General features: G+C 46.1%; 19 protein-coding genes. 7 read left to right on the forward strand and 12 right to left on the reverse strand.

Annotated elements, in window-relative coordinates:
• Nucleotides 1-96 precede the first annotated feature (96 nt).
• From SD450_RS07365 to SD450_RS07380, 4 genes are read left to right on the forward strand one after another with little or no spacing between them, the layout of a single operon-like run.
• Nucleotides 97-651: an RNA polymerase sigma factor gene (locus SD450_RS07365; RefSeq protein ID WP_318343946.1), complete on the forward strand. Its 555-nt coding sequence runs from the start codon at nt 97-99 to the stop codon at nt 649-651.
• Entirely contained in the window at nt 648-1,442 is a 795-nt protein-coding gene (locus SD450_RS07370; protein ID WP_318343947.1) for a HEAT repeat domain-containing protein, read from the forward strand. The genes SD450_RS07365 and SD450_RS07370 overlap by 4 nt, the downstream gene beginning before the upstream one ends.
• Before the next feature lie 56 nt (nt 1,443-1,498).
• Nucleotides 1,499-2,365, forward strand: coding sequence for a DUF4097 family beta strand repeat-containing protein (locus tag SD450_RS07375; protein ID WP_318343948.1), 867 nt, complete (start codon nt 1,499-1,501; stop codon nt 2,363-2,365).
• Between the two features lie 3 nt (nt 2,366-2,368).
• Nucleotides 2,369-3,178 (forward strand): DUF4097 family beta strand repeat-containing protein, encoded by an 810-nt coding sequence (locus tag SD450_RS07380; RefSeq protein ID WP_318343949.1) that lies wholly within the window; start codon nt 2,369-2,371, stop codon nt 3,176-3,178.
• A gap of 67 nt (nt 3,179-3,245) precedes the next feature.
• Here the strand turns inward: SD450_RS07380 and tsf are convergent, their stop codons facing one another.
• The 4 genes from tsf to rplM all read right to left on the reverse strand — a co-directional run bounded on the left by tsf (nt 3,246) and on the right by rplM (nt 6,307).
• Nucleotides 3,246-4,070, reverse strand: coding sequence for a translation elongation factor Ts (tsf, locus tag SD450_RS07385; protein WP_318343950.1), 825 nt, complete (start codon nt 4,068-4,070; stop codon nt 3,246-3,248).
• An 83-nt stretch (nt 4,071-4,153) separates the two neighbouring features.
• Nucleotides 4,154-5,251, reverse strand: coding sequence for a 30S ribosomal protein S2 (gene rpsB / locus SD450_RS07390; protein WP_318343951.1), 1,098 nt, complete (start codon nt 5,249-5,251; stop codon nt 4,154-4,156).
• Between the two features lie 213 nt (nt 5,252-5,464).
• Nucleotides 5,465-5,851, reverse strand: coding sequence for a 30S ribosomal protein S9 (gene rpsI / locus SD450_RS07395; protein ID WP_318343952.1), 387 nt, complete (start codon nt 5,849-5,851; stop codon nt 5,465-5,467).
• On the reverse strand, nt 5,852-6,307 hold the full coding sequence (gene rplM / locus SD450_RS07400; RefSeq protein ID WP_151889912.1) for a 50S ribosomal protein L13: 456 nt from the start codon (nt 6,305-6,307) through the stop codon (nt 5,852-5,854). It abuts the gene before it with no gap.
• Nucleotides 6,308-6,554: 247 nt separating this feature from the next.
• Here rplM and SD450_RS07405 point away from each other — a divergent pair, with 247 nt between their 5' ends.
• The gene (locus SD450_RS07405) at nt 6,555-9,203 is read left to right on the forward strand and encodes a DUF5916 domain-containing protein (protein ID WP_318343953.1); all 2,649 of its coding nucleotides are present in this window, start codon (nt 6,555-6,557) and stop codon (nt 9,201-9,203) included.
• A 125-nt stretch (nt 9,204-9,328) separates the two neighbouring features.
• On the opposite strand, the gene SD450_RS07410 is transcribed toward SD450_RS07405, so the two are convergent.
• The 6 genes from SD450_RS07410 to hppD all read right to left on the reverse strand — a co-directional run bounded on the left by SD450_RS07410 (nt 9,329) and on the right by hppD (nt 15,799).
• Entirely contained in the window at nt 9,329-10,429 is a 1,101-nt protein-coding gene (locus SD450_RS07410) for a pyridoxal phosphate-dependent aminotransferase (RefSeq protein ID WP_318343954.1), read from the reverse strand.
• A gap of 23 nt (nt 10,430-10,452) precedes the next feature.
• Nucleotides 10,453-11,082, reverse strand: coding sequence for a DUF6624 domain-containing protein (locus SD450_RS07415; RefSeq protein WP_318343955.1), 630 nt, complete (start codon nt 11,080-11,082; stop codon nt 10,453-10,455).
• 34 nt (nt 11,083-11,116) lie between these two features.
• Nucleotides 11,117-11,986 carry a flavin reductase family protein gene (locus SD450_RS07420; RefSeq protein WP_318343956.1) on the reverse strand — a complete coding sequence of 290 codons (870 nt, stop codon included), beginning with the start codon at nt 11,984-11,986 and terminating at the stop codon, nt 11,117-11,119.
• Between the two features lie 119 nt (nt 11,987-12,105).
• On the reverse strand, nt 12,106-13,326 hold the full coding sequence (gene fahA, locus SD450_RS07425; protein WP_318343957.1) for a fumarylacetoacetase: 1,221 nt from the start codon (nt 13,324-13,326) through the stop codon (nt 12,106-12,108).
• Between the two features lie 99 nt (nt 13,327-13,425).
• Nucleotides 13,426-14,583, reverse strand: a complete 1,158-nt coding sequence (locus SD450_RS07430) for a homogentisate 1,2-dioxygenase (protein ID WP_318343958.1) — start codon at nt 14,581-14,583, stop codon at nt 13,426-13,428.
• Between the two features lie 79 nt (nt 14,584-14,662).
• The gene (gene hppD, locus SD450_RS07435) at nt 14,663-15,799 is read right to left on the reverse strand and encodes a 4-hydroxyphenylpyruvate dioxygenase (RefSeq protein ID WP_318343959.1); all 1,137 of its coding nucleotides are present in this window, start codon (nt 15,797-15,799) and stop codon (nt 14,663-14,665) included.
• Between the two features lie 176 nt (nt 15,800-15,975).
• On the opposite strand from hppD, the gene SD450_RS07440 reads away from it, so the two are divergent.
• Nucleotides 15,976-16,422 carry a MarR family winged helix-turn-helix transcriptional regulator gene (locus SD450_RS07440; protein WP_318343960.1) on the forward strand — a complete coding sequence of 149 codons (447 nt, stop codon included), beginning with the start codon at nt 15,976-15,978 and terminating at the stop codon, nt 16,420-16,422.
• Here SD450_RS07440 and SD450_RS07445 read toward each other — a convergent pair.
• Nucleotides 16,407-17,156 carry a sulfite exporter TauE/SafE family protein gene (locus SD450_RS07445; RefSeq protein WP_318343961.1) on the reverse strand — a complete coding sequence of 250 codons (750 nt, stop codon included), beginning with the start codon at nt 17,154-17,156 and terminating at the stop codon, nt 16,407-16,409. The two genes, SD450_RS07440 and SD450_RS07445, sit on opposite strands and share 16 nt — an antisense overlap.
• Before the next feature lie 266 nt (nt 17,157-17,422).
• On the opposite strand from SD450_RS07445, the gene SD450_RS07450 reads away from it, so the two are divergent.
• On the forward strand, nt 17,423-17,986 hold the full coding sequence (locus SD450_RS07450) for a hypothetical protein (RefSeq protein WP_318343962.1): 564 nt from the start codon (nt 17,423-17,425) through the stop codon (nt 17,984-17,986).
• Nucleotides 17,987-18,047: 61 nt separating this feature from the next.
• On the opposite strand, the gene SD450_RS07455 is transcribed toward SD450_RS07450, so the two are convergent.
• Entirely contained in the window at nt 18,048-18,653 is a 606-nt protein-coding gene (locus SD450_RS07455; protein ID WP_318343963.1) for an SET domain-containing protein, read from the reverse strand.
• Nucleotides 18,654-18,740: the final 87 nt, after the last annotated feature.

Below are 18,740 nucleotides of genomic sequence, written 5' to 3' on the forward strand. Positions count from 1 at the left end.
GGAAGACCCAAGATGTGAATGGATAAAAATTCCATACATTCTGTAACCTTTTCCGAAAACAACGGTATATCCTTCAACAAACCAAAAAACAATTCATTGCAAACACTGACCGACAATGTCTTGATGCTGAAAGTGAAGAGTGGCGACTTGGACAAGTTGGGCCTGCTCTATGAACGGCATAAGAAAAGGCTCTTTGGATTTTTTTACAACATGGGCAACAACCCTTCAATCAGTGAAGATTTGGTGCAAAATGTGTTTGTGAGGATTTTGAAGTACCGACATTCCTTCACGGGTGAAGGTCCTTTCACGGCATGGATGTTCAGCATGGCCCGCAACGTGGGCAACGATCACTATAAGAAAATTTCGCGTGAAGGAGTTTCGAGAGGGATAGCCCCGGAACAGGTGGATAAGGGTACTGGGGATTATTTGAATGAGACGATGGACCTGCAAGGGGATGCACTCATGCTTAACAGGGCCTTGGGTCTTTTGCCAGCAGAGAAAAGAGAAATATTGCTGTTGAGCAAATACAGGGAACTGAAGTTCCAAGAGATCGGTGAGATTTTGGGCTGTTCGGAAGGGGCGGCGAAGGTGAGGGTACACCGGGCATTAAAGGATTTGAAAACGATTTTTTTACAACTGGAAACGAGATGATGGACGAAAAATTTGAAATATGGGCCATGGACTATATGTCCGGAAACCTTTCAGAAACTGAGGCAAAGGAATTTGAATTGTTCCTGGATGGGCATAGGGAGTATCGTGAAAAGTACGATGAACTATTGAAAGCGTGGGAGCTATTGCATGCTATCCAAACTCCAGAGCCTTCAGAACGTATGGACGAGGCATTTTTTGGCATGCTATCCTCCGAAATGGAAAAGGAGCAAGGCAAGGCGCCCAAACAAAGTGTTGTTTCCATGCTTTCAGGAATTTTTAGGCCGCAATGGGCCATCGGAATTTTTCTGCTTGTCATCGGGTTGGGTATCGGTTATTTTTTAAGGCCCGACGTGGAAACAACTCCTACGCAGATCATTGCTGCGAACAATGAGACCGAGGAGGTGCGACAAAAGTTGGTACTGACCCTTTTGGACCAGCCTTCGGCAAACCAACGATTGCAAGGCGTAAGCGAAGCCAACAAGTTTGAGAATGCCGATGATATCGTTATCAAAGCGCTTTTAAAAACGCTCAATAGTGACCCGAACGTAAACGTGAGGTTGGCCGCCATAGAATCCTTGACCAATTATGTGGACAAGCCCGAGGTTAGGCAAGGGTTGGTGCAATCCATCCCGAATCAGGAATCGCCCATTTTGCAGATAACCTTGGCCAATTTGATGGTGGCCCTTCAAGAAAAGGCTTCCATAGAACCTTTCAAGCAATTGCTGAAAGAAAAGGAGTTGGATACCACGGTCAAAAAGCGAATCGAAAGGAGTATTGAATCCATCATATAATTTATCAATCTGCCCATTGGGCGCAAATCAAATTACGAACAGTCAAATTTTTAAAAATGATGAAACGGTTAGTTATTATGACATGCCTTTCCTTGGGGGTGGGTATGTTGAGTGCCACGGCACAGAAAAAGGAGTTCAAGGAGGTCATCAAGAAAAGTGTTCCCCTTGCAAATGATGTCAACAACACTTTGGTTGTGAAAAACGTATTCGGTTCCGTGAACGTGGAGGGATACAACGGAAACGAAGTGGTGTTGGAAGTGGAGCGGATTATTTCTGCCAAAAACCCGGAAGACCTGGAATTGGGGAAAAAGGAACTGCAACTCCAGATCATTGCGGAAAGTAACCGTGTGATCTTACACCCCGATGCTCCCTATATCGAATTTGACAAAGATAAATTGCGGTACAATTGGTGCAATAACAATGAAGATGTCCCTTATGAGCACAAGTTGAATTTTACCTTGAGGGTGCCAAATTCGGTCAAAATCAATGTAAGTACCATCAACGATGGGGATATTTTGGTCAAGAACACCAACGGGGAGTCTGTGGAAGCGGACAATATCAATGGGGGGATTTCCCTGAACAATATTTCAGGAAAGACCAAGGTAAGTTGTATCAATGGTGATGTGGATATTTCGTATGCCCGTAATCCGAAGGTGGCCTCTCGGTACTATGCCTTGAACGGGGATATCAATATTTCGTACCAACAATCGCTTTCGGCCAACATCTCGTTCAAAAGCATGAACGGGGAAATGTTCACGGACTTTGATATCAACAAACAATTTGTAAAGACCAGTAAAAATGAAGGTGATGGCGACAAGCCCAAATTCAAGTTTGAGTCCAGACCTGTCGTCCAGATTGGAAGCGGTCAGGTGGAATTTGATTTTGAAACCTTGAACGGAAATGTATTCATCAAAAAAATATAAGTCATGAAGAAGATCAAAACTATAGTTGTTATCACCCTTGTATTGTTTGCGGGTGTGTTGTCCGCACAGGATAAGGAAATCGATTTATTTACCATTCCGTTGAGCAATCCCGGCCAACCTGGGAAGTTGGTCCTTGACCAGATCAGTGGCTCCATTACCGTAACCGGGTATGAGGGCAAGGAGGTCATTGCAAAGGTTTCGGTTTCTGACGACGGGAAGTCTTCCGCCAAGGAGAAGAACGGCATGAAGCGTATTGGAAATTCCGGACTGAACATCAGTGCCGAGGAGAAAGGCAACGAGGTCAGGATCCAAAATGAAATGTGGAGCAGAAAGGCTGATTTTGAAATCAAGGTCCCCTATAATTTTGCCCTAAAGTTAAGTACGGTAAATGACGGGGATATTTTGGTGCAAGGAGTTACAGGTGATTTGGAGATCAATAATGTGAACGGGAGTATTTCACTCCTAAATGTGGAAGGTGCTGTCATTGCCTATACCACAAATGGGCCGGTAAAGGTCGATTTTAAGAAAATGGGACACATGTCGGATATGGCTTTTAGCAGTTTCAATGGAAATGTGGAGGTGACTTTTCCGAGTGGCATAAAGGCAAATGTGAAGGCCAAATCGGATATGGGCGATGTTTATACCGATTTTGATATGGCCCTTTCAGAGAACAAGCCTGAAATGGACAAAAAGCAGACTTCTGGAAGCTATAAGGTAAAACTGGAACAATGGGTGAGGGGCAAGATCAATGGTGGCGGTCCCGAACTATTGTTCAAGACCTTCAATGGGGATATCCTCATCAAGTCCAAATAGTACGAAATGTGCCAACATAAAAAAGGCCCCATAAAATGGGGCCTTTTTTTATTTGTATGGTTCGGGATTATCCCAAAGCTACTCTTTTGAAACCGGTAACGGTCAAGTTGCTGTCAACAGATTTTACATACTGGGCAACGCTTACTTTGCTGTCCTTGATGAAATCTTGGTTGACCAAAGTGTTGTCCTTGAAGAAACGGTTCAATTTACCTTTGGCGATGTTGTCCAACATGGCTTCTGGCTTCCCTTCTTGACGCAATTGATCTTTTGCGATCTCGATTTCCTTATCGATGATGGACTGATCCACACCTTCTTCGTTAAGGGCAACAGGGTTCATTGCGGCAGCTTGCATGGCCACATCTTTGGCAGCTTCGGCAGCACCATCAACATTGGCGGACAAACCTACCAATGTAGCGATCTTGTTTCCGGCGTGGATGTAAGATCCCACGAAAGGGGCGCTCAACTTCTCGAAGCTCCCGATCTCGATTTTTTCACCGATCACACCGGTCTGCTCTGTCAATTTATCCGCAACGGTCATGCCACTGAAAGGGGCGGCAAGAAAAGCTTCCTTGCTATCGAAACCTAGTGCAAGATCGGCCAAATCGTTGGCCAAGGTCACAAAGCTTTCGTTTTTGGCAACGAAGTCGGTTTCGCAGTTCAAGGAAATAACCACACCTTGGGTGCTGTCGGCATTGACTTTTGCTATGGCAGCACCTTCAGAGGATTCCCTGTCAGCTCTGTTGGCGGCTACTTTTTGTCCTTTTTTGCGAAGGATCTCGATTGCTTTTTCAAAATCGCCTTCGGCTTCGACCAAGGCTTTTTTGCAATCCATCATCCCAGCTCCGGTGGTCTGTCTTAGTTTATTTACTTCTGCGGCGGTAATCTTTACCATTTTTCTATGCTTTTTTAAATATTTATGTAAAGTAAAACACTATTTGAGTGTTTCAGTTTAGGGCAATGTTAAATCAAGATGGTTTATTCAACCCCTCCTTTAACGCTGTCCTGCCATTCCTTCAATTCGTCCCAGTTCCCTTCAGCGGCCATTTTGGCTTGCTTTGGCCAAGAAGTTGGATCCAAATGGGCCATGGTAGAGCTCGCGTCGGTCAGGATTTCCTTGATCTCTTCGGCAGATGTTTCAGAAAGCTTGGCGTAGGTGGATACCCCAGCTTCAACCAATGCTTCGGCTGCTTTGGGGCCAATGCCTTCAACCTTGGTCAGGTCATCGACTTTTGCCTTTTCAGCTTTCACTGGTTTTACGTCTTTGGCAACTGCCTTCCCTTTTTTGGAAGGTTTTACATCATCCTCATCATCTTCATCGATGGCAACAGCTTTTTGTGTTACTTCTTCTTCCTCGTCTTCATCTTTGTCGTTGCCTTTATCATTTTTGCGCTCGGCCAAACCTTCGGCCACAGCCTTGGTCACTTCTTCCAAAATGGCCTCGATGGATTTTCCGGCGTCATCATTGGCAGGGATAACGAAATCGATGGGTCTTGGGTCGGAGTTGGTATCGACCATCGCGAAAATAGGGATGTTCAATTTCAACGCTTCCTTGACAGCAATGTGCTCACGCATGGTGTCCACGATGAAAAGTGCACCTGGCAAACGGGTCATGTCCGCAATGGAGCCCAAGTTTTTGTCCAATTTGGCACGCAAACGGTCCACTTGCAATCTTTCTTTTTTGGAAAGGGTGTCAAAGGTCCCATCTTTTTTCATACGGTCAATGGCGGCCATTTTCTTGACTGCCTTACGGATGGTGACAAAGTTGGTCAACATACCACCGGGCCATCTTTCTGTGATGTAGGGCATGTTCACTTTGGATACCTTGTCGGCAACAATGTCCTTCGCTTGTTTTTTGGTGGCCACAAAAAGGATTTTTCGTCCAGAGGCCGCAATTTTCTTAAGGGCCTCGTTGGCTTCCTCAAGTTTTGCTACAGTTTTGTAGAGATTGATGACGTGGATACCGTTTCGCTCCATGTAGATGTAGGGAGCCATGTTGGGATTCCACTTTCGTGTTAGGTGTCCAAAATGCACACCTGCTTCCAGTAAGTCTTTTACTTCAATTTTACTTGCCATTTTTTTGTACTTAGTTTACGTTCCGTTGTAGTAGCAATGCGTTGGTGGTCACTTTTAGGTTCGCCCAACCCATTTAGATGCTAAACTAAATTCCAAAAAGTCGATTCTTTTATTTCCTTTTGGAACAACGACAACTTGGTTAAAAATTTAACCCTGAAAATGGTTTCCAGGGTTTTCAATGAACTTATATAGAGGTGCCGAGGCACCGCAATATTAACGTTTGGAGAATTGGAATTTCTTACGGGCTTTCTTCTGACCGAATTTCTTTCTTTCCACCATTCTTGGATCCCTTGTCAAAAGGCCTTCTGGCTTCAGGACTTCCCTGTTCTCAGCATTGATCTCGCACATGGCCCTGGACAATGCCAAGCGAACTGCCTCTGCCTGACCGGTGATCCCTCCACCATATACATTGACCTTTACATCATAGTTTCCTTCGGTCTCGGTAAGGGTGAAAGGTTGTTTTACCTTGTACTGCAAAGTGGCAGTGCTAAAGTAATCGTTAAGGTCCCTTTTGTTCACGGTTATGTTTCCAGATCCTTCGGAGACATATACTCTGGCCACTGCGGTCTTTCTTCTTCCTATCTTATGAACCACTTCCATTTATTTGTAGTCGTTTAAGTTTATTGCCTTTGGTTTTTGCGCTTCCTGTCCGTGCTCGGCACCTACATAAACCTTTAGGTTTCTGTAGATTTCAGCACCAAGTTTGTTCTTTGGCAACATTCCCTTCACGGAGTTTTCGATAATGCGCTCAGGGTGTTTCTTCAATACTTCTTTTGCTGTAGCGGAACGCTGTCCACCGGGATACCCGGTATATCTCAAATACACTTTGTCATCCCATTTGTTGCCGGTCAAGTTCACCTTCTCGGCATTGATGACTATTACATTGTCCCCACAATCCACATGGGGAGTAAAGTTGGTCTTGTATTTCCCCCTAAGCAATTTGGCCACTTTTGATGCCAATCTTCCCAAGTTCTGCCCCTCTGCATCAACCAATAACCATTGCTTGTCAACGGTAGATTTATTGGCGGAAATAGTCTTATAACTTAATGTGTCCACTTCTAGAATATTATTGATTTAAATACCTATCCCGATAAACGGGCTGCAAATGTACAATTATTAGATTGAATTACAAACGGTTGATTGGGAATATTTTTTTGCCTTTTTTCATTTTTTCATCTTCCGCACAAAAACAGTACAAACATCACGCTTTAAACGTTAAAAAAAACTTAAAAAACAAGAGTGCTGTAACTAACCCATATTAACGTGGTCTTTAGGGTAATCAAACCAATCAATAAACGGACAAGTGAAATATATACCTTTTATTTTACTCACCCTTCTTACCTTCCAACTTGAAGCCCAGGACACCACCAATGTGGTCCCCAAGAAAATTTATATGACCAAGGATTTGGGCAGTGAAACCCCACCTACCATTGATGGTATTTTGGACGATCCGGCCTGGAATCTGGTGGAATGGGGGGACAACTTCATTGAGCAACGACCCGATGAGAATACCCCACCCGGACAACAGACGGCATTTAAGATGGTGTATGGCGAAAAGTCACTTTATATAGGTATCCGATGTTTTGATACCGAACCGGACAAGATCATGAAACGCTTATCGAGGCGGGATGGCTTTGAGGGCGATTGGATCGGGGTATTCATTGACAGTTACCACGACCAAAGGACCGCCTTTGGTTTCATCGTCACTGCAGCCGGGGTAAAAGGGGATGTGTTTGAATCCAATAACGGGGCCAATGAGGATGATAGTTGGAACCCGATCTGGTACGTAAAGACCCATACCGATAGTGAAGGATGGACGGCCGAGATGCGGATTCCCCTCAGTCAGATCAAGTTTGGCAACGAGGAGAACCAAGTATGGGGGCTTCAGGTCATGAGACGCTATTTCAAGAACGAGGAACGCTCCGTTTGGCAGCGCCTACCTAGGGATGTGGCCGGATTCGTCAGTGAGTTTGGCGAACTGCACGGTCTGAAGAACATCCAACCGCAAAAGCAATTGGAGATACAACCCTATACCGTGGCCCGAATGGAAACCTACGAAGCGGAGGAAGGAAACCCATTTAAGGATGGCAATGATAGTGACATAACGGGTGGATTGGATGCCAAGATCGGGATCACCAACGACCTTACCCTGGACCTCACAGTGAACCCTGACTTTGGCCAGGTGGACGCAGACCCTTCGGCCATTGCTTTGGACGGTTTCCAGATATTCTTTCAGGAAAGACGGCCCTTCTTTGTGGAGAACAAGAACATTTTTGACTTCAGTGTTTCGCAATCGGAGGCGGGCAATACCTTTGGTTCCGATAACGTGTTTTATTCCAGACGGATCGGAAGAAGCCCACAAGGGTATCCCAGCACGATGGATGGGGAGTTTGTGGACCAACCGGACAACACACCGATCATCGGTGCGGCAAAATTCAGTGGAAAGACGAAGAATGGATGGGCCATTGGGGTATTGGAAAGCGTCACCGGACGGCGGCAGGCCACCATTGTCGATGAAAATGGCAATCGCAGGGAAGAGACCGTGGAACCCCTGACCAATTATTTTGTGGGCAGATTGCAAAAGGATTTCAACAATCGAAATTCCTATGTTGGTGGAATTTTTACCTCGACCAATAGGGAAGATTTGCCTCAAGAACTTGACTTTTTGCACCAATCCGCATATACAGGTGCCCTTGATTTCAAACACCAGTGGAACAATAGGGACTGGTATGTGGAAGGCGACATCATTCTGAGCCATGTGACCGGAAGCGAGCAGGCCATCCGCGGTACCCAACGTTCCATTGCGCATTTGTTCCATAGGGTGGATGCCGACCATGTTTCTGTGGACACTACCAGGACCTCATTGACGGGTACTGGGGGAAATGTCCAAATTGGTAAACTGGGCAAGGGAAATTGGAGGTTCGAGTCGGGCGGCACGTGGAGATCCCCGGAACTCGAACTCAATGATATTGGCTTCCAACGCCAAGCGGACGATATCCGACACTATACTTGGATAGGGTACCGAACCTTGAAACCCGACAGTACGTTCAGGCAGGTGGGCATCAACTACAACCATTGGACAGCCTGGGACTTTGGGGGGAACCATAACTATATGCAGTTCAATACCAACAGTTGGCAGAACTGGAAGGGAAACTGGTTCAGCAATTTTGGGTTCAACTATGCGCCCATCGAATATTCCAATTTTGCACTCAGGGGAGGGCCGAGGTTGCGACTGTCACCATGGATGAGTTTTTGGAACGGTGTGGAAACGGATGGTCGGAAGAAATTGATCTTTAGTATTTACCATGAGGGTCGGAAAGCGGTGGACAATTCCTTTAGGTCCTATTATGTGGAAGGAGGGGTGATTTATCAACCCACAAATGCCTTAAGGATCTCTGCTTTCCCATCTCTGAACATCAACAGGGACCAACTCCAGTTCATTGACAATTTTGATGACGTGGGCGGTTCCCCAAGATATCTGAACGGGGAGATAGACCAACGCACCCTGAGCATGTCCGTTCGGTTGAACTATACCATCAACCCCAACCTGACCATCCAATATTGGGGGCAGCCCTTTATTTCGAGGGGTAGGTATTCCAACTTCAAGCATATTACCGATGCCACGGCCAAGCGGTTTGAGGATAGATTTGTGCAGTATGGGGCCAACCAAGCCACTTTGAGAGATGGGGTGTATGCCATTGATGAAGATCTGGACAATGTTGCGGACTTCAGTTTTGACAACCCTGATTTCTCCTTCGTGCAGTTCCGCTCCAATTTGGTGGTCCGATGGGAGTACATACCCGGTTCCGAGATATTCTTGGTCTGGTCGCAGGATGTGTCCCGAAGTGGTGACCCTACGGATGGACTATTGCCCAGTTTGGGGGATAATATATTTGGACAGAAGCCCCAGAATATCTTTTTGTTGAAGGCAACGTATCGATTTGTGTTGTAGGAAAATCGAAGGAAAATAATAGTTCTCGATACTTTTTCCTAAAGGAAAAAACTCGAACTGACATTCATTTTACATGGATGCTGAGCGCCAGCCTGCCGGACGGGCAGGAAGTCGAAGCATGACGGCTACACGCCCATTATTTTCCGCATCGCTTTAACACATGCCTCGTTGGCTTCAGCGTCACCTATGGTGATACGAACTTTTCCGGGGGCACCAAATTGCGAAACGGGCCGCACCATAATGCCTTCTTCCATCATCCGGTCCGTGAATTCCATTTCAGGCAACGGAGGGTCTATGATAAAAAAGTTGGCCTGACTGGGCCAGTATTGGATACCGAGGTGGTCGAATTCCTGTGCGAGATAGGTTCTACCATCGAGAACCGTCTGTACCGTTTTTTCGATAAACTCCGAATCGTTCAAGGCTCCGATGCCTGCCTCGATGGACGTCAAGGGCAGCAAAAACGGTTTTTGGATCAACCGGATATAGTTGGCAATGGTAGTGGTGGTGTAGGCATAGCCGATTCGCTGACCCGCCAACCCATAGGTTTTGGAAAAGCTGTTGAGGCCAAGTACATTGTGTCCTGCCAGAACATAGGGCAGGGCGGTCACATAATCCTTAGCATCCGCAAAGTGGCGATAGACTTCATCAAAAACGATGAGAATGTTCTTGGGAACCCGTTCCAAAAAGTCGTCCAACACGGGTTTGGGAATATAGGTGCCCGTTGGGTTGTTCGGGCTGGTCAGGAAAATGATCTTGGTCCGTTCCGTAATGGCGTTCAAAATCCCTTCCACATCCAAATTGTAGTTAGGGGAAAGCAAAGGAATATCGATGGTCTTGGCTCCATACCATCTGGAAAAAACAGAATAGGGCAAAAAGCAGGGGTTGGAATAGATGACCTCGTCCCCTTCATTGATAAAGGCCCTCAAAAGGATATCGATGATTTCCGAACCACTGTTGCCACAAAGAAATTGGTCAGTGCGTAGTTTTCCATCAAAATCCTTGACCAAGACTTCCCGAAGGCGGATGTCGGTTTGGTCTGGGTAGATGTCGATATGCTCCAAGGCCGCTTTCATAGCCGCAACCGCTTTGGGTGATGCACCCAAGGGATTTTCGTTGGACGACAGTTTATAGATTTTTTTATTGGATGGCGGAATGTTCTTTCCTCCTTTATATACCTCTTTGGGCTCCAAATGGGGCTTAAAGATGGATTCGATGTTTTTTTTCATGCTTTATTTGAATGTTGGTCGAATTAATTAGATGTTGGCAATGTTTCATCTACATTATACTCTGCGTTCATCTGTTTTGCATATTCTGCTACGGTGGTTTTGAATCCCATTGCTTTTCTAAGGCTATCAACTTTAGTTGGGTCTTTTATTGGCCAAACGAAGAAGTTGTTGGTTATATGCCCATTCTTATCTTTATATGAGCTTAGCTGACTGCCATAAATCTGTTTGTTCCCATCATTCATAAGAATCCTATCTTTCATAAGTGCATAATGAGTTAGGGAAGCTTCCCCTTTAAAAGCTGCTTCTTTTAATTCGTCAACATACTTTTTCATATTTTGTTGATTGCTGTGTTGAAGTATATAAAAGATGCCTTCACATAACTTTCGGCCATCCTCTGAATATTTTGGGTATCCATATATATCAAGGAACCTAAAAGCATATATCTGATTAATAGAATCAATTTGTCCCATTCTCCGGTTTAATTCTAAATCTATATTTCCTGTTTCTTGATATTTATCCATGAACTTTTTCCTGATTTCTTGATCCTTGTCAAGACCGAGTTCAATTTGTTCTTTTAATGCATTGTAGTCTTTGGAGTTCTTTCCACAAGAACAAATTATAATCGTTAAAATCATCAATATTGGAATTCTCATCTTATAATGTGATTTAGAGTAAACCCACTGATTTTTATAATCTTTCCCCATAAAGCAAAAGAGCCATGGCCTTTTCCGTATCCCCGGCTTCCAAAAGCTGTTGGGCTAAAGTGTGGAGTTCCTTTTTAGACAGATTTGCCACTCCATCCGCTTTTATGATGATTTCAACTTCGGATGTTGTTGGCAAACTTTCCACATTGCCCAGTCGTCCCAGATTGTTTCCGGTAAGTACTTCGCTTTCCCGAATGCCTTTTGGCAAGGCATCCACCCCAATGCCATGGGTGCGGAGCGGTTTTGGAATTTCAAACAGCGAATCCTTGATGGCCCGGATGTACCAATTGCCTCCCATACGGCCTACAAGGTCTAATTTTTCGGTGTCAAGAATGCCATCGGTAAAATAGGCATCGTCCACATGGATGAGTTCCACTTTCGCGATGATCAGGTTGCCCGCTCCCGGGGTTTGGGCCAATTCGATGACCTCTTGCACCGTACACTCAAAAGAAACGGGGGATTCGGCCACGCGGGGTGGTCGCACCTTTTCACTGGGCACTTCGGTAAATCCCGCCTTTTGAAATTCGTTCACCCCTTTGGCATAGGCTGTGCTGGAAAGTGACATTTGTTCCGCCATGTTGTGGTTCACAATATTGATGACCACCTCGGGGACTTCCAATACGTTTTCATGGGTATGTTTCAAGGAATTGTCCCTACCGCTTCGCGAAGGCGAAAAAATCATGATGGGCGGATTGGAACTGAACACATTGAAAAAACTGAACGGGCTCAGGTTCACATTCCCATCTTTGTCGATGGTGCTGGCAAAACAGATGGGCCTTGGGGCCACCGCTGTGAGCAGAATACTGTGCAGTTCAGGTTGACTTACTTGGGTTGGGTTTACGGTTTTGATCATGGTATATTTTTAAAGCATAGGCGACTGAGCGGAGTCGATGTCGTAATTCATAAGGTGGCTGAGCGTAGTCGAAGCCACTATTTGAGACTCGGTAGCTTCGACTCCGCTCAGCTACCCAGTTATTTCGCAGGAAGCACTTTGGTGGAAACTTCCCCGAATCCAACCCTAATATCGCCATTTTGGGCGAAACCGCGAAGAGTCACCGTATCGCCATCGTTGATAAACTTGCGTTCCGAACCATCCTTCATTTTTACGGGTTTGGTTCCCATCCAGGCCAGCTCCAACATCGAGCCAAAGGAATCATCTTCTTTACCGGAAATGGTCCCCGAAGCCATCATATCACCCACATTAATGTTACAGCCGTTCACGGTGTGGTGAGCCAACTGTTGGGCCATATTCCAATACATATACTTGAAATTGCTATGGCAAACCGTAGTTTCTTCGCTCCCCTCGGGCGTAATGCCCACTTCCAGATTGATATCGTAGTTTTTCTCACCCTCATAGGCCAAATAGGGCAGCACTTTGGGTTCTTGGGTTGGTCCTGCCACTTTGAACGGTTTCAAGGCCTCCAAGGTCACCACCCAAGGCGAGATGGAAGAAGCAAAGTTCTTGGCCAAAAAGGGTCCGAGGGGCACATATTCCCATTTTTGGATGTCCCTTGCCGACCAATCGTTGAACAAGACCAAGCCAAAGATGTAATCCTCGGCTTCTTCGGTGGAGACGGATTCGCCCAATTGGGTGTCCTTACCGCAGATAAAGCCCATTTCCAGTTCAAAATCCAATCGTTGTGTGGGTCCGAAGACGGGAGCATCCGCATTGTTGGGCAAAGTCTGGCCCTTGGGTCGATGGATGGGTTGTCCGCTCACAATAATGGAACTTGCTCTGCCGTGATAGCCCACCGGAATATGTTTCCAGTTGGGCAAAAGGGCATTTTCAGGATCACGGAACATCTTGCCCACATTGGTGGCGTGTTCTATGCTGGAGTAAAAATCGGTATAGTCCCCCACCGAAACGGGCATGTGCATGTGGGCTTCGGACTGCTTCACAAAAAGTTCCGGTTTTCCAGCCAATGGGGATTGATTGTCCTTTAGCCAATATTGGATTTTTTTCCGCACCCGATTGGTGATTTCCTTCCCCAGGGAAATAAAATCATTGAGGGTATCCTTTTCCAAAACGGCCGTGTTGAATTCGAACACATCGAGTTCCGCCACGGCAGCCAAGTCGAGAATATGTTCGCCAATGGCTACGCCCACACGTGGGCTCCTGTCTTCAGTGGAAAAAATCCCGAAGGGAATATTATGGATGGAAAAATCTGAGTTTTCTGGGATGTTTATAATCATAAATGTGTTTTTATGTCAGCTCGAGCGCAGTCGAGAGCAATAAAAGACCTTCATTTCTCGACTGCGCTCGAAAAGACAGAAGGCATTTGGCCTTAATAATTACCCCAACCACGATTTGTAATATTTACCATCGTCGATTTTCAGGGCGTTTTCGGTGATTTTCAACGGTTTGAAGGTGTCGATCATCACTGCCAGTTCCTCTGTACTCTTTTTGCCGATGCTGGCTTCATAAGTGCCTGGGTGTGGCCCGTGCGGAATACCTGCCGGATGCAACGAAATGTATCCCGGTCCAATCCCGGTGCGGCTCATAAAATCCCCATCCACATAATACAACACCTCATCGGAGTCTATGTTGGAATGATTGTAAGGAGCCGGAATGGCTTTCGGGTGGTAGTCGTACAACCTTGGGCAGAACGAACACACCACAAAGGCACTCGTCTCAAACGTTTGGTGTACCGGTGGCGGTTGATGCACTCGGCCCGTGATGGGTTCAAAATTGTGGATGGAAAATCCGTAGGGAAAATTATATCCGTCCCAACCGACCACATCAAAAGGATGGCTGGCATACACCAATTGATGCAACATGCCCTGCTTTTTGATTTTCATCAAAAACTCTCCTTTTTCATCAAAGGTCTGAAGGTCCTGTGGCAATTTATAGTCCCGTTCACAGTAGGGGGAATGCTCCAACAACTGCCCAAACCAGTTTCGGTAGCGTTTTGGAGTATAAATGGGATGAAAGGATTCCGCATACAGGATGCGGTTGTCCTCGGTATCAAACTCGATTTGGTAGATCATCCCGCGGGGAATGACGAGGTAATCCCCATATTCGAAAGGGATGTTGCCCAAAAAAGTTTTCAAGGTTCCCGATCCCTTATGGATGAAAAGCATCTCATCGGCATCGGCATTCTTGTAAAAATAATCCGTGAGGGACTTCTTGGGGGCAGCCAAACCAATGTGCACATCGCTGTTCACCAAAAGGGGTTCGCGGGCATCCAAAAAATCATCCTTCGGTTCTACATCGAAGCCGATAAGTTTTCTGCTGGTGATGTTCTTTTCCACCGCAATGTTGGGCGATACGTCAATGGCCTTCCCAATTTCCTTCACCTGCGTAGGACGATGGACGTGATAGGACAGGGACGACATGCCATCGAAACCGATGGTGCCGAAAAGCTGCTCGTAATAGAGCCCCCCGTTCGGTTTTTCGAACTGGGTATGCCGTTTCTGCGGAATTTTCCCGAGTTTGTGGTATATGGGCATTTTTTCTCAGTTTAGAGTTCGGAGTTCAGAGTTAAAAGTTAATCAGATTCATAACTCTTAACCCATCACTCATAACATATTAATGTAAAGTGCCTCTTAGCTCCTGTTCGCGCTCAATGGCTTCGAACAGTGCCTTAAAGTTACCTTTTCCAAACGATTGTGCGCCTTTTCTTTGGATGATTTCGAAGAACATGGTTGGACGTGGCTCCACAGGCTTGGTAAAAATCTGGAGTAGGTACCCTTCGTCATCACGGTCCACCAAGATGCCCAGTTCCTTCAATGGGGCGATGTCCTCATCGATTTCGCCCACCCGATCGGTTACGGCATCGTAGTAGGTAGCGGGAACCTGAAGGAATTCCACCCCGCGGCTCCTCAAATCACGGACCGTCTTGATAATGTCATCCGTGGCCACGGCAACGTGCTGCACGCCTTCACCCTCATAAAAATCGAGGTATTCCTCCACTTGGGATTTTTTCTTTCCTTCGGCGGGTTCATTGATGGGGAATTTGATGCGTCCGTTCCCGTTGCTCATCACCTTGCTCATCAAGGCGGTGTATTCTGTGGAAATGTCCTTGTCATCAAACGAAAGAATATTGCGGAAGCCCAATACATCTTCATAAAAATTCACCCAATGGTCCATTTGGTTCCAGCCTACGTTGCCCACCATATGGTCCACAAACTTTAGGCCGGTGGAAGGCGGGTTGTAATCTGGGGTTTCCCATTTCTTGAAACCAGGTAGAAAAGTACCGTTATAATCTTTTCGTTCCACAAAGATGTGGACCGTCTCACCATAGGTGTAAATACCCGAGCGCACCACTTTTCCGCTAGCATCTTCTTCAACCTTGGGCTCCATATAGGATTTGGCACCACGTTCCATGGCCGTATTGTAGGCATAGGTGGCATCGTCCACCCAAAGGGCCACTACCTTGACGCCGTCACCGTGCTTGTCGATATGTTTCCCGATCTCGGTGCCACTTTTTAGGGGAGAGGTCAGCACCAAACGGATCTTGTCCTGCACCACTACGTAACTTTCCCGATCCTTCAAACCGGTTTCTAGGCCTGCCTTTGCCAAGGATTGGAATCCAAAAGCAGTCTTGTAAAAATGGGCGGCCTGTTTGGAGTTGCCCACATACAATTCGATATAGTCCGTGCCGTTGATGGGCATAAAATCCTGTTCGGTACCCTTTTGCGTCTTAGGAAGTGTTGATGTAGCCATGTTCTGTATGATTTATTGTTTAGTTCTATTTTGTTGCATTAACAACAAAAATAAGTATTTTTTGACTCACTTCTGTACTTTTGGGGATAAAATTGGGTTAAAATTGAGGGTCAATTTCCTCTGGTGGGAAAGACATCAAAAACTGAATCCCTATTTTTGTGGCAATTAGTTTTGGAATGCTCAACCGGATTGATGAAATACAGGGGATAGGGCTGCACTTGGACCTAGTGCTCCGCAAAATACAAAAAGCCTATTTGAGGGCCTTTGATGAACTGGGGGTGGAGGTGACCATCGAGCAGTGGGTGATCATGCACCAGATTTATGAACTGGGCGATGAGGCGAGCCAAAGGGAGATCGTGAAGGGTAACTTCCGCAACCGTGCCACCATTTCCAGGGTAATCGGTGGTATGGAACGCAAGGGGTGGATCACCAAGACCCGGTTCGAGGGTGACCAAAAGCGTTTTAAACTGGAACTCACCGAGGAGGGGAGGAAAATCATTGAACTGACCTTGCCCAGCGCCCTGAACTTGCGAAAACTGGCCGTAAAAAAAATCGATTCCGTGGAGTTTGAAACCTTTTTAAGGGTTTTGGACCAAATGGGGGACAATTACGAGGGGAACTGACCCCAGTGTTTCACCATCAACTGGACAATGGTGGCCAGACCGATGATCAAGATAAAAATAAGGCTCAACTTTCGGAATTTTTCCTGCGGGATGTAAGCCAAGATTTTCTTGCCCAAATACGTGCCCACAAAACCAATGACCAATAAAAAAGGGAGGTAGGTCAACTCCTGTTTTCCGATATAGCCGTTGTCGTAGTACACAAAGGTGCGTGAGAAATCGATCATGAAATCGATAAAGGCCGAAGTGGCGATGAACGCATTTTTCTCCAGATTGAAGGCGGCCATCGTGAGGCCGCGGATGGCCCCACCTGTACCCAGAAGCCCTGCCGAGAACCCGGACAACGTTCCCCCGATCATGGCATTCTTCTTATTGGGCAGCACCACGATTTCACTTTTGATGAGGAACAGCAGACTGAAGACCACCAAAAAAATCCCCAAGACTATTTCCAGGGCACCACTGTCCACCATTTTCGACAAAAACCCACCGATGATCACGAACAGCACGGAAGGCACGCCGATGTAGAGTAATAGCTTCTTGTCCAGCCCTTTTTTGAACAGGAATATTTTGCTGATGTTACTGGAGAGGTGAAAAATGGCCGTCATTCCCAGAACGGAGTAAAAATCAAAATAGAAGTTTCCCAAGGGCACAAAGAAGACCGATGACCCAAAGCCGCCAATAGTGCCAATAACCTCCGCCAGTAGGGCCAGTATCAGAAATAGGACGTTGATTTTCATTCAATGATTTTACGGAAAGAAATATAGTCTTTTTAGCACTGCCAAAAGCTGATATTCCACCATGTTCATCTTGGGAGTTTTGGGTGTTGCCAGATTATGGGGTCAATTGTAATCACTGTATTATGAAATTTATGTCATTTTAACCTAAAGAAATCTTAAAATCTGCATTTCGAGGTAATACAGCATATAAACTGGTCAATTTATTGGACGCCCAGGCTATGGGTTTGCTCCAACTTTGTACCCGTATAACCCAAAATATACGCGCTATGAAAAAAATGAGCTTTTATCCCACGATATGGTCCACCGTCCCTTTTGCCCCCAACGCCATTGGTGATTGGTATGCAGAGGAGCGGACCATCAAGGAATTGATCTTGAAAAACGAGGCCGCCACCACGCTGAAAGTCTCGGAAATGTTGTTGAACATTACAAAGTTCTCTGCCATTGATGCAGATGACAAGGAACATTTTATCATGGATTTCCCGGGCCAGAACCCGGTTTCCCTAAAGGGAATACCATCTGGGACGTTTCTGCGTTCCAAAAGTGTACTTTCCCTGCCCGCGGGCCATTATACCAAACTCCGGTTTTATCTGGCAGGTTGGGGCAACCAGTTTGTCTATGAGGATGGGCTGGAGGAATCCGCCAACACCTTCGACCGATTGGATTTTGCCATCGAAGATGGTTTCCAAGTGGAAGGTGGCGAGGCCACTGAAGTAAAATTGTGGTTCGACTTTGCTCCATTTCAGTGGAAGCGACACTTTAAACCGCTTACGGATTTGTTTATGCGGAGCAAAAGCCCAAGACCACGACTGGCCAATAGTTTTGGCAATTAAATTGTTATGAAGAAGAATGGAAAAGGCACCCAATTGGGTGCCTTTTTTGGTTTTTGGTGGGTTATTTGGAATGTGCTACATGGTTTCCGTTATAGAAATTGGCCAAGATGGATTCGAGTTCCTCTTCGCCGCCTATAATGTGTTCGATCTTGTTCCAAAGCCCCTCGGTAAGGATGGGCCGCAAGGGTTGTTGTAGTTGGGTGATGTGGCCGAACACCTTCTCAATTTTTTTGTCCCAGACCTTGTAGTATTTCAGAAGGTCGTCGGGGTACACCACTTTTCGGCGGGTGCCCTCATCGGCGGCCCTAAAGGGAATGGGGATGTTGAGGTAGCCATAGTCGTCCGTGAGCTGCTCCCCGGGTTGGATGTCGCGGATGGCAATCTCAAAATCGTAGGCAGTGGTAAGACAATTGGAGTTGAAACTGTGGTTCACGTAGCGCCCGTTGTCCCAACAGAGGATGTAGTTGCCCTTGTTGTTCCGAAAGGTGTAGGTGTCCAGGATGTTTTGGTAGATGGGGTCCATCCGTTGCAATTCCAGAGGGGTGAACTCGCGATCCAACTCGTCGAGCACCCAGGTAATGGTCCCTGCGGGAATGAATTTGGTGGCCACGACGCCGTAGCCAATTTCGTTGCTGATAAAGCGCAATTCTGTATCGGGATGAATCATTTTATACGTAATGGATTTTCGAATGAAGGTATAAAATTGTTCGATCCGTTGATGGAAAATTTAGGAGGAGCGGATATTTTTTAAAAA

Origin of the sequence: Flagellimonas baculiformis (genome assembly GCF_033441575.1) — a bacterium.
In the GTDB taxonomy this organism is placed as follows: Bacteria; Bacteroidota; Bacteroidia; order Flavobacteriales; family Flavobacteriaceae; genus Flagellimonas; species Flagellimonas baculiformis.

Coding starts and splice junctions, on each gene's coding strand:
- SD450_RS07430 (WP_318343958.1), bottom strand. CDS start 14,583: ATGCCCATATACCACAAACTCGGGAAAATTCCGCAGAAACGGCATACC.
- SD450_RS07375 (WP_318343948.1), top strand. CDS start 1,499: ATGATGAAACGGTTAGTTATTATGACATGCCTTTCCTTGGGGGTGGGT.
- tsf (WP_318343950.1), bottom strand. CDS start 4,070: ATGGTAAAGATTACCGCCGCAGAAGTAAATAAACTAAGACAGACCACC.
- hppD (WP_318343959.1), bottom strand. CDS start 15,799: ATGGCTACATCAACACTTCCTAAGACGCAAAAGGGTACCGAACAGGAT.
- SD450_RS07440 (WP_318343960.1), top strand. CDS start 15,976: ATGCTCAACCGGATTGATGAAATACAGGGGATAGGGCTGCACTTGGAC.
- fahA (WP_318343957.1), bottom strand. CDS start 13,326: ATGATTATAAACATCCCAGAAAACTCAGATTTTTCCATCCATAATATT.
- SD450_RS07455 (WP_318343963.1), bottom strand. CDS start 18,653: ATGATTCATCCCGATACAGAATTGCGCTTTATCAGCAACGAAATTGGC.
- rpsB (WP_318343951.1), bottom strand. CDS start 5,251: ATGGCAAGTAAAATTGAAGTAAAAGACTTACTGGAAGCAGGTGTGCAT.
- SD450_RS07445 (WP_318343961.1), bottom strand. CDS start 17,156: ATGAAAATCAACGTCCTATTTCTGATACTGGCCCTACTGGCGGAGGTT.
- rpsI (WP_318343952.1), bottom strand. CDS start 5,851: ATGGAAGTGGTTCATAAGATAGGAAGAAGAAAGACCGCAGTGGCCAGA.
- SD450_RS07410 (WP_318343954.1), bottom strand. CDS start 10,429: ATGAAAAAAAACATCGAATCCATCTTTAAGCCCCATTTGGAGCCCAAA.
- SD450_RS07450 (WP_318343962.1), top strand. CDS start 17,423: ATGAAAAAAATGAGCTTTTATCCCACGATATGGTCCACCGTCCCTTTT.
- SD450_RS07370 (WP_318343947.1), top strand. CDS start 648: ATGATGGACGAAAAATTTGAAATATGGGCCATGGACTATATGTCCGGA.
- SD450_RS07420 (WP_318343956.1), bottom strand. CDS start 11,986: ATGATCAAAACCGTAAACCCAACCCAAGTAAGTCAACCTGAACTGCAC.
- SD450_RS07380 (WP_318343949.1), top strand. CDS start 2,369: ATGAAGAAGATCAAAACTATAGTTGTTATCACCCTTGTATTGTTTGCG.
- SD450_RS07415 (WP_318343955.1), bottom strand. CDS start 11,082: ATGAGAATTCCAATATTGATGATTTTAACGATTATAATTTGTTCTTGT.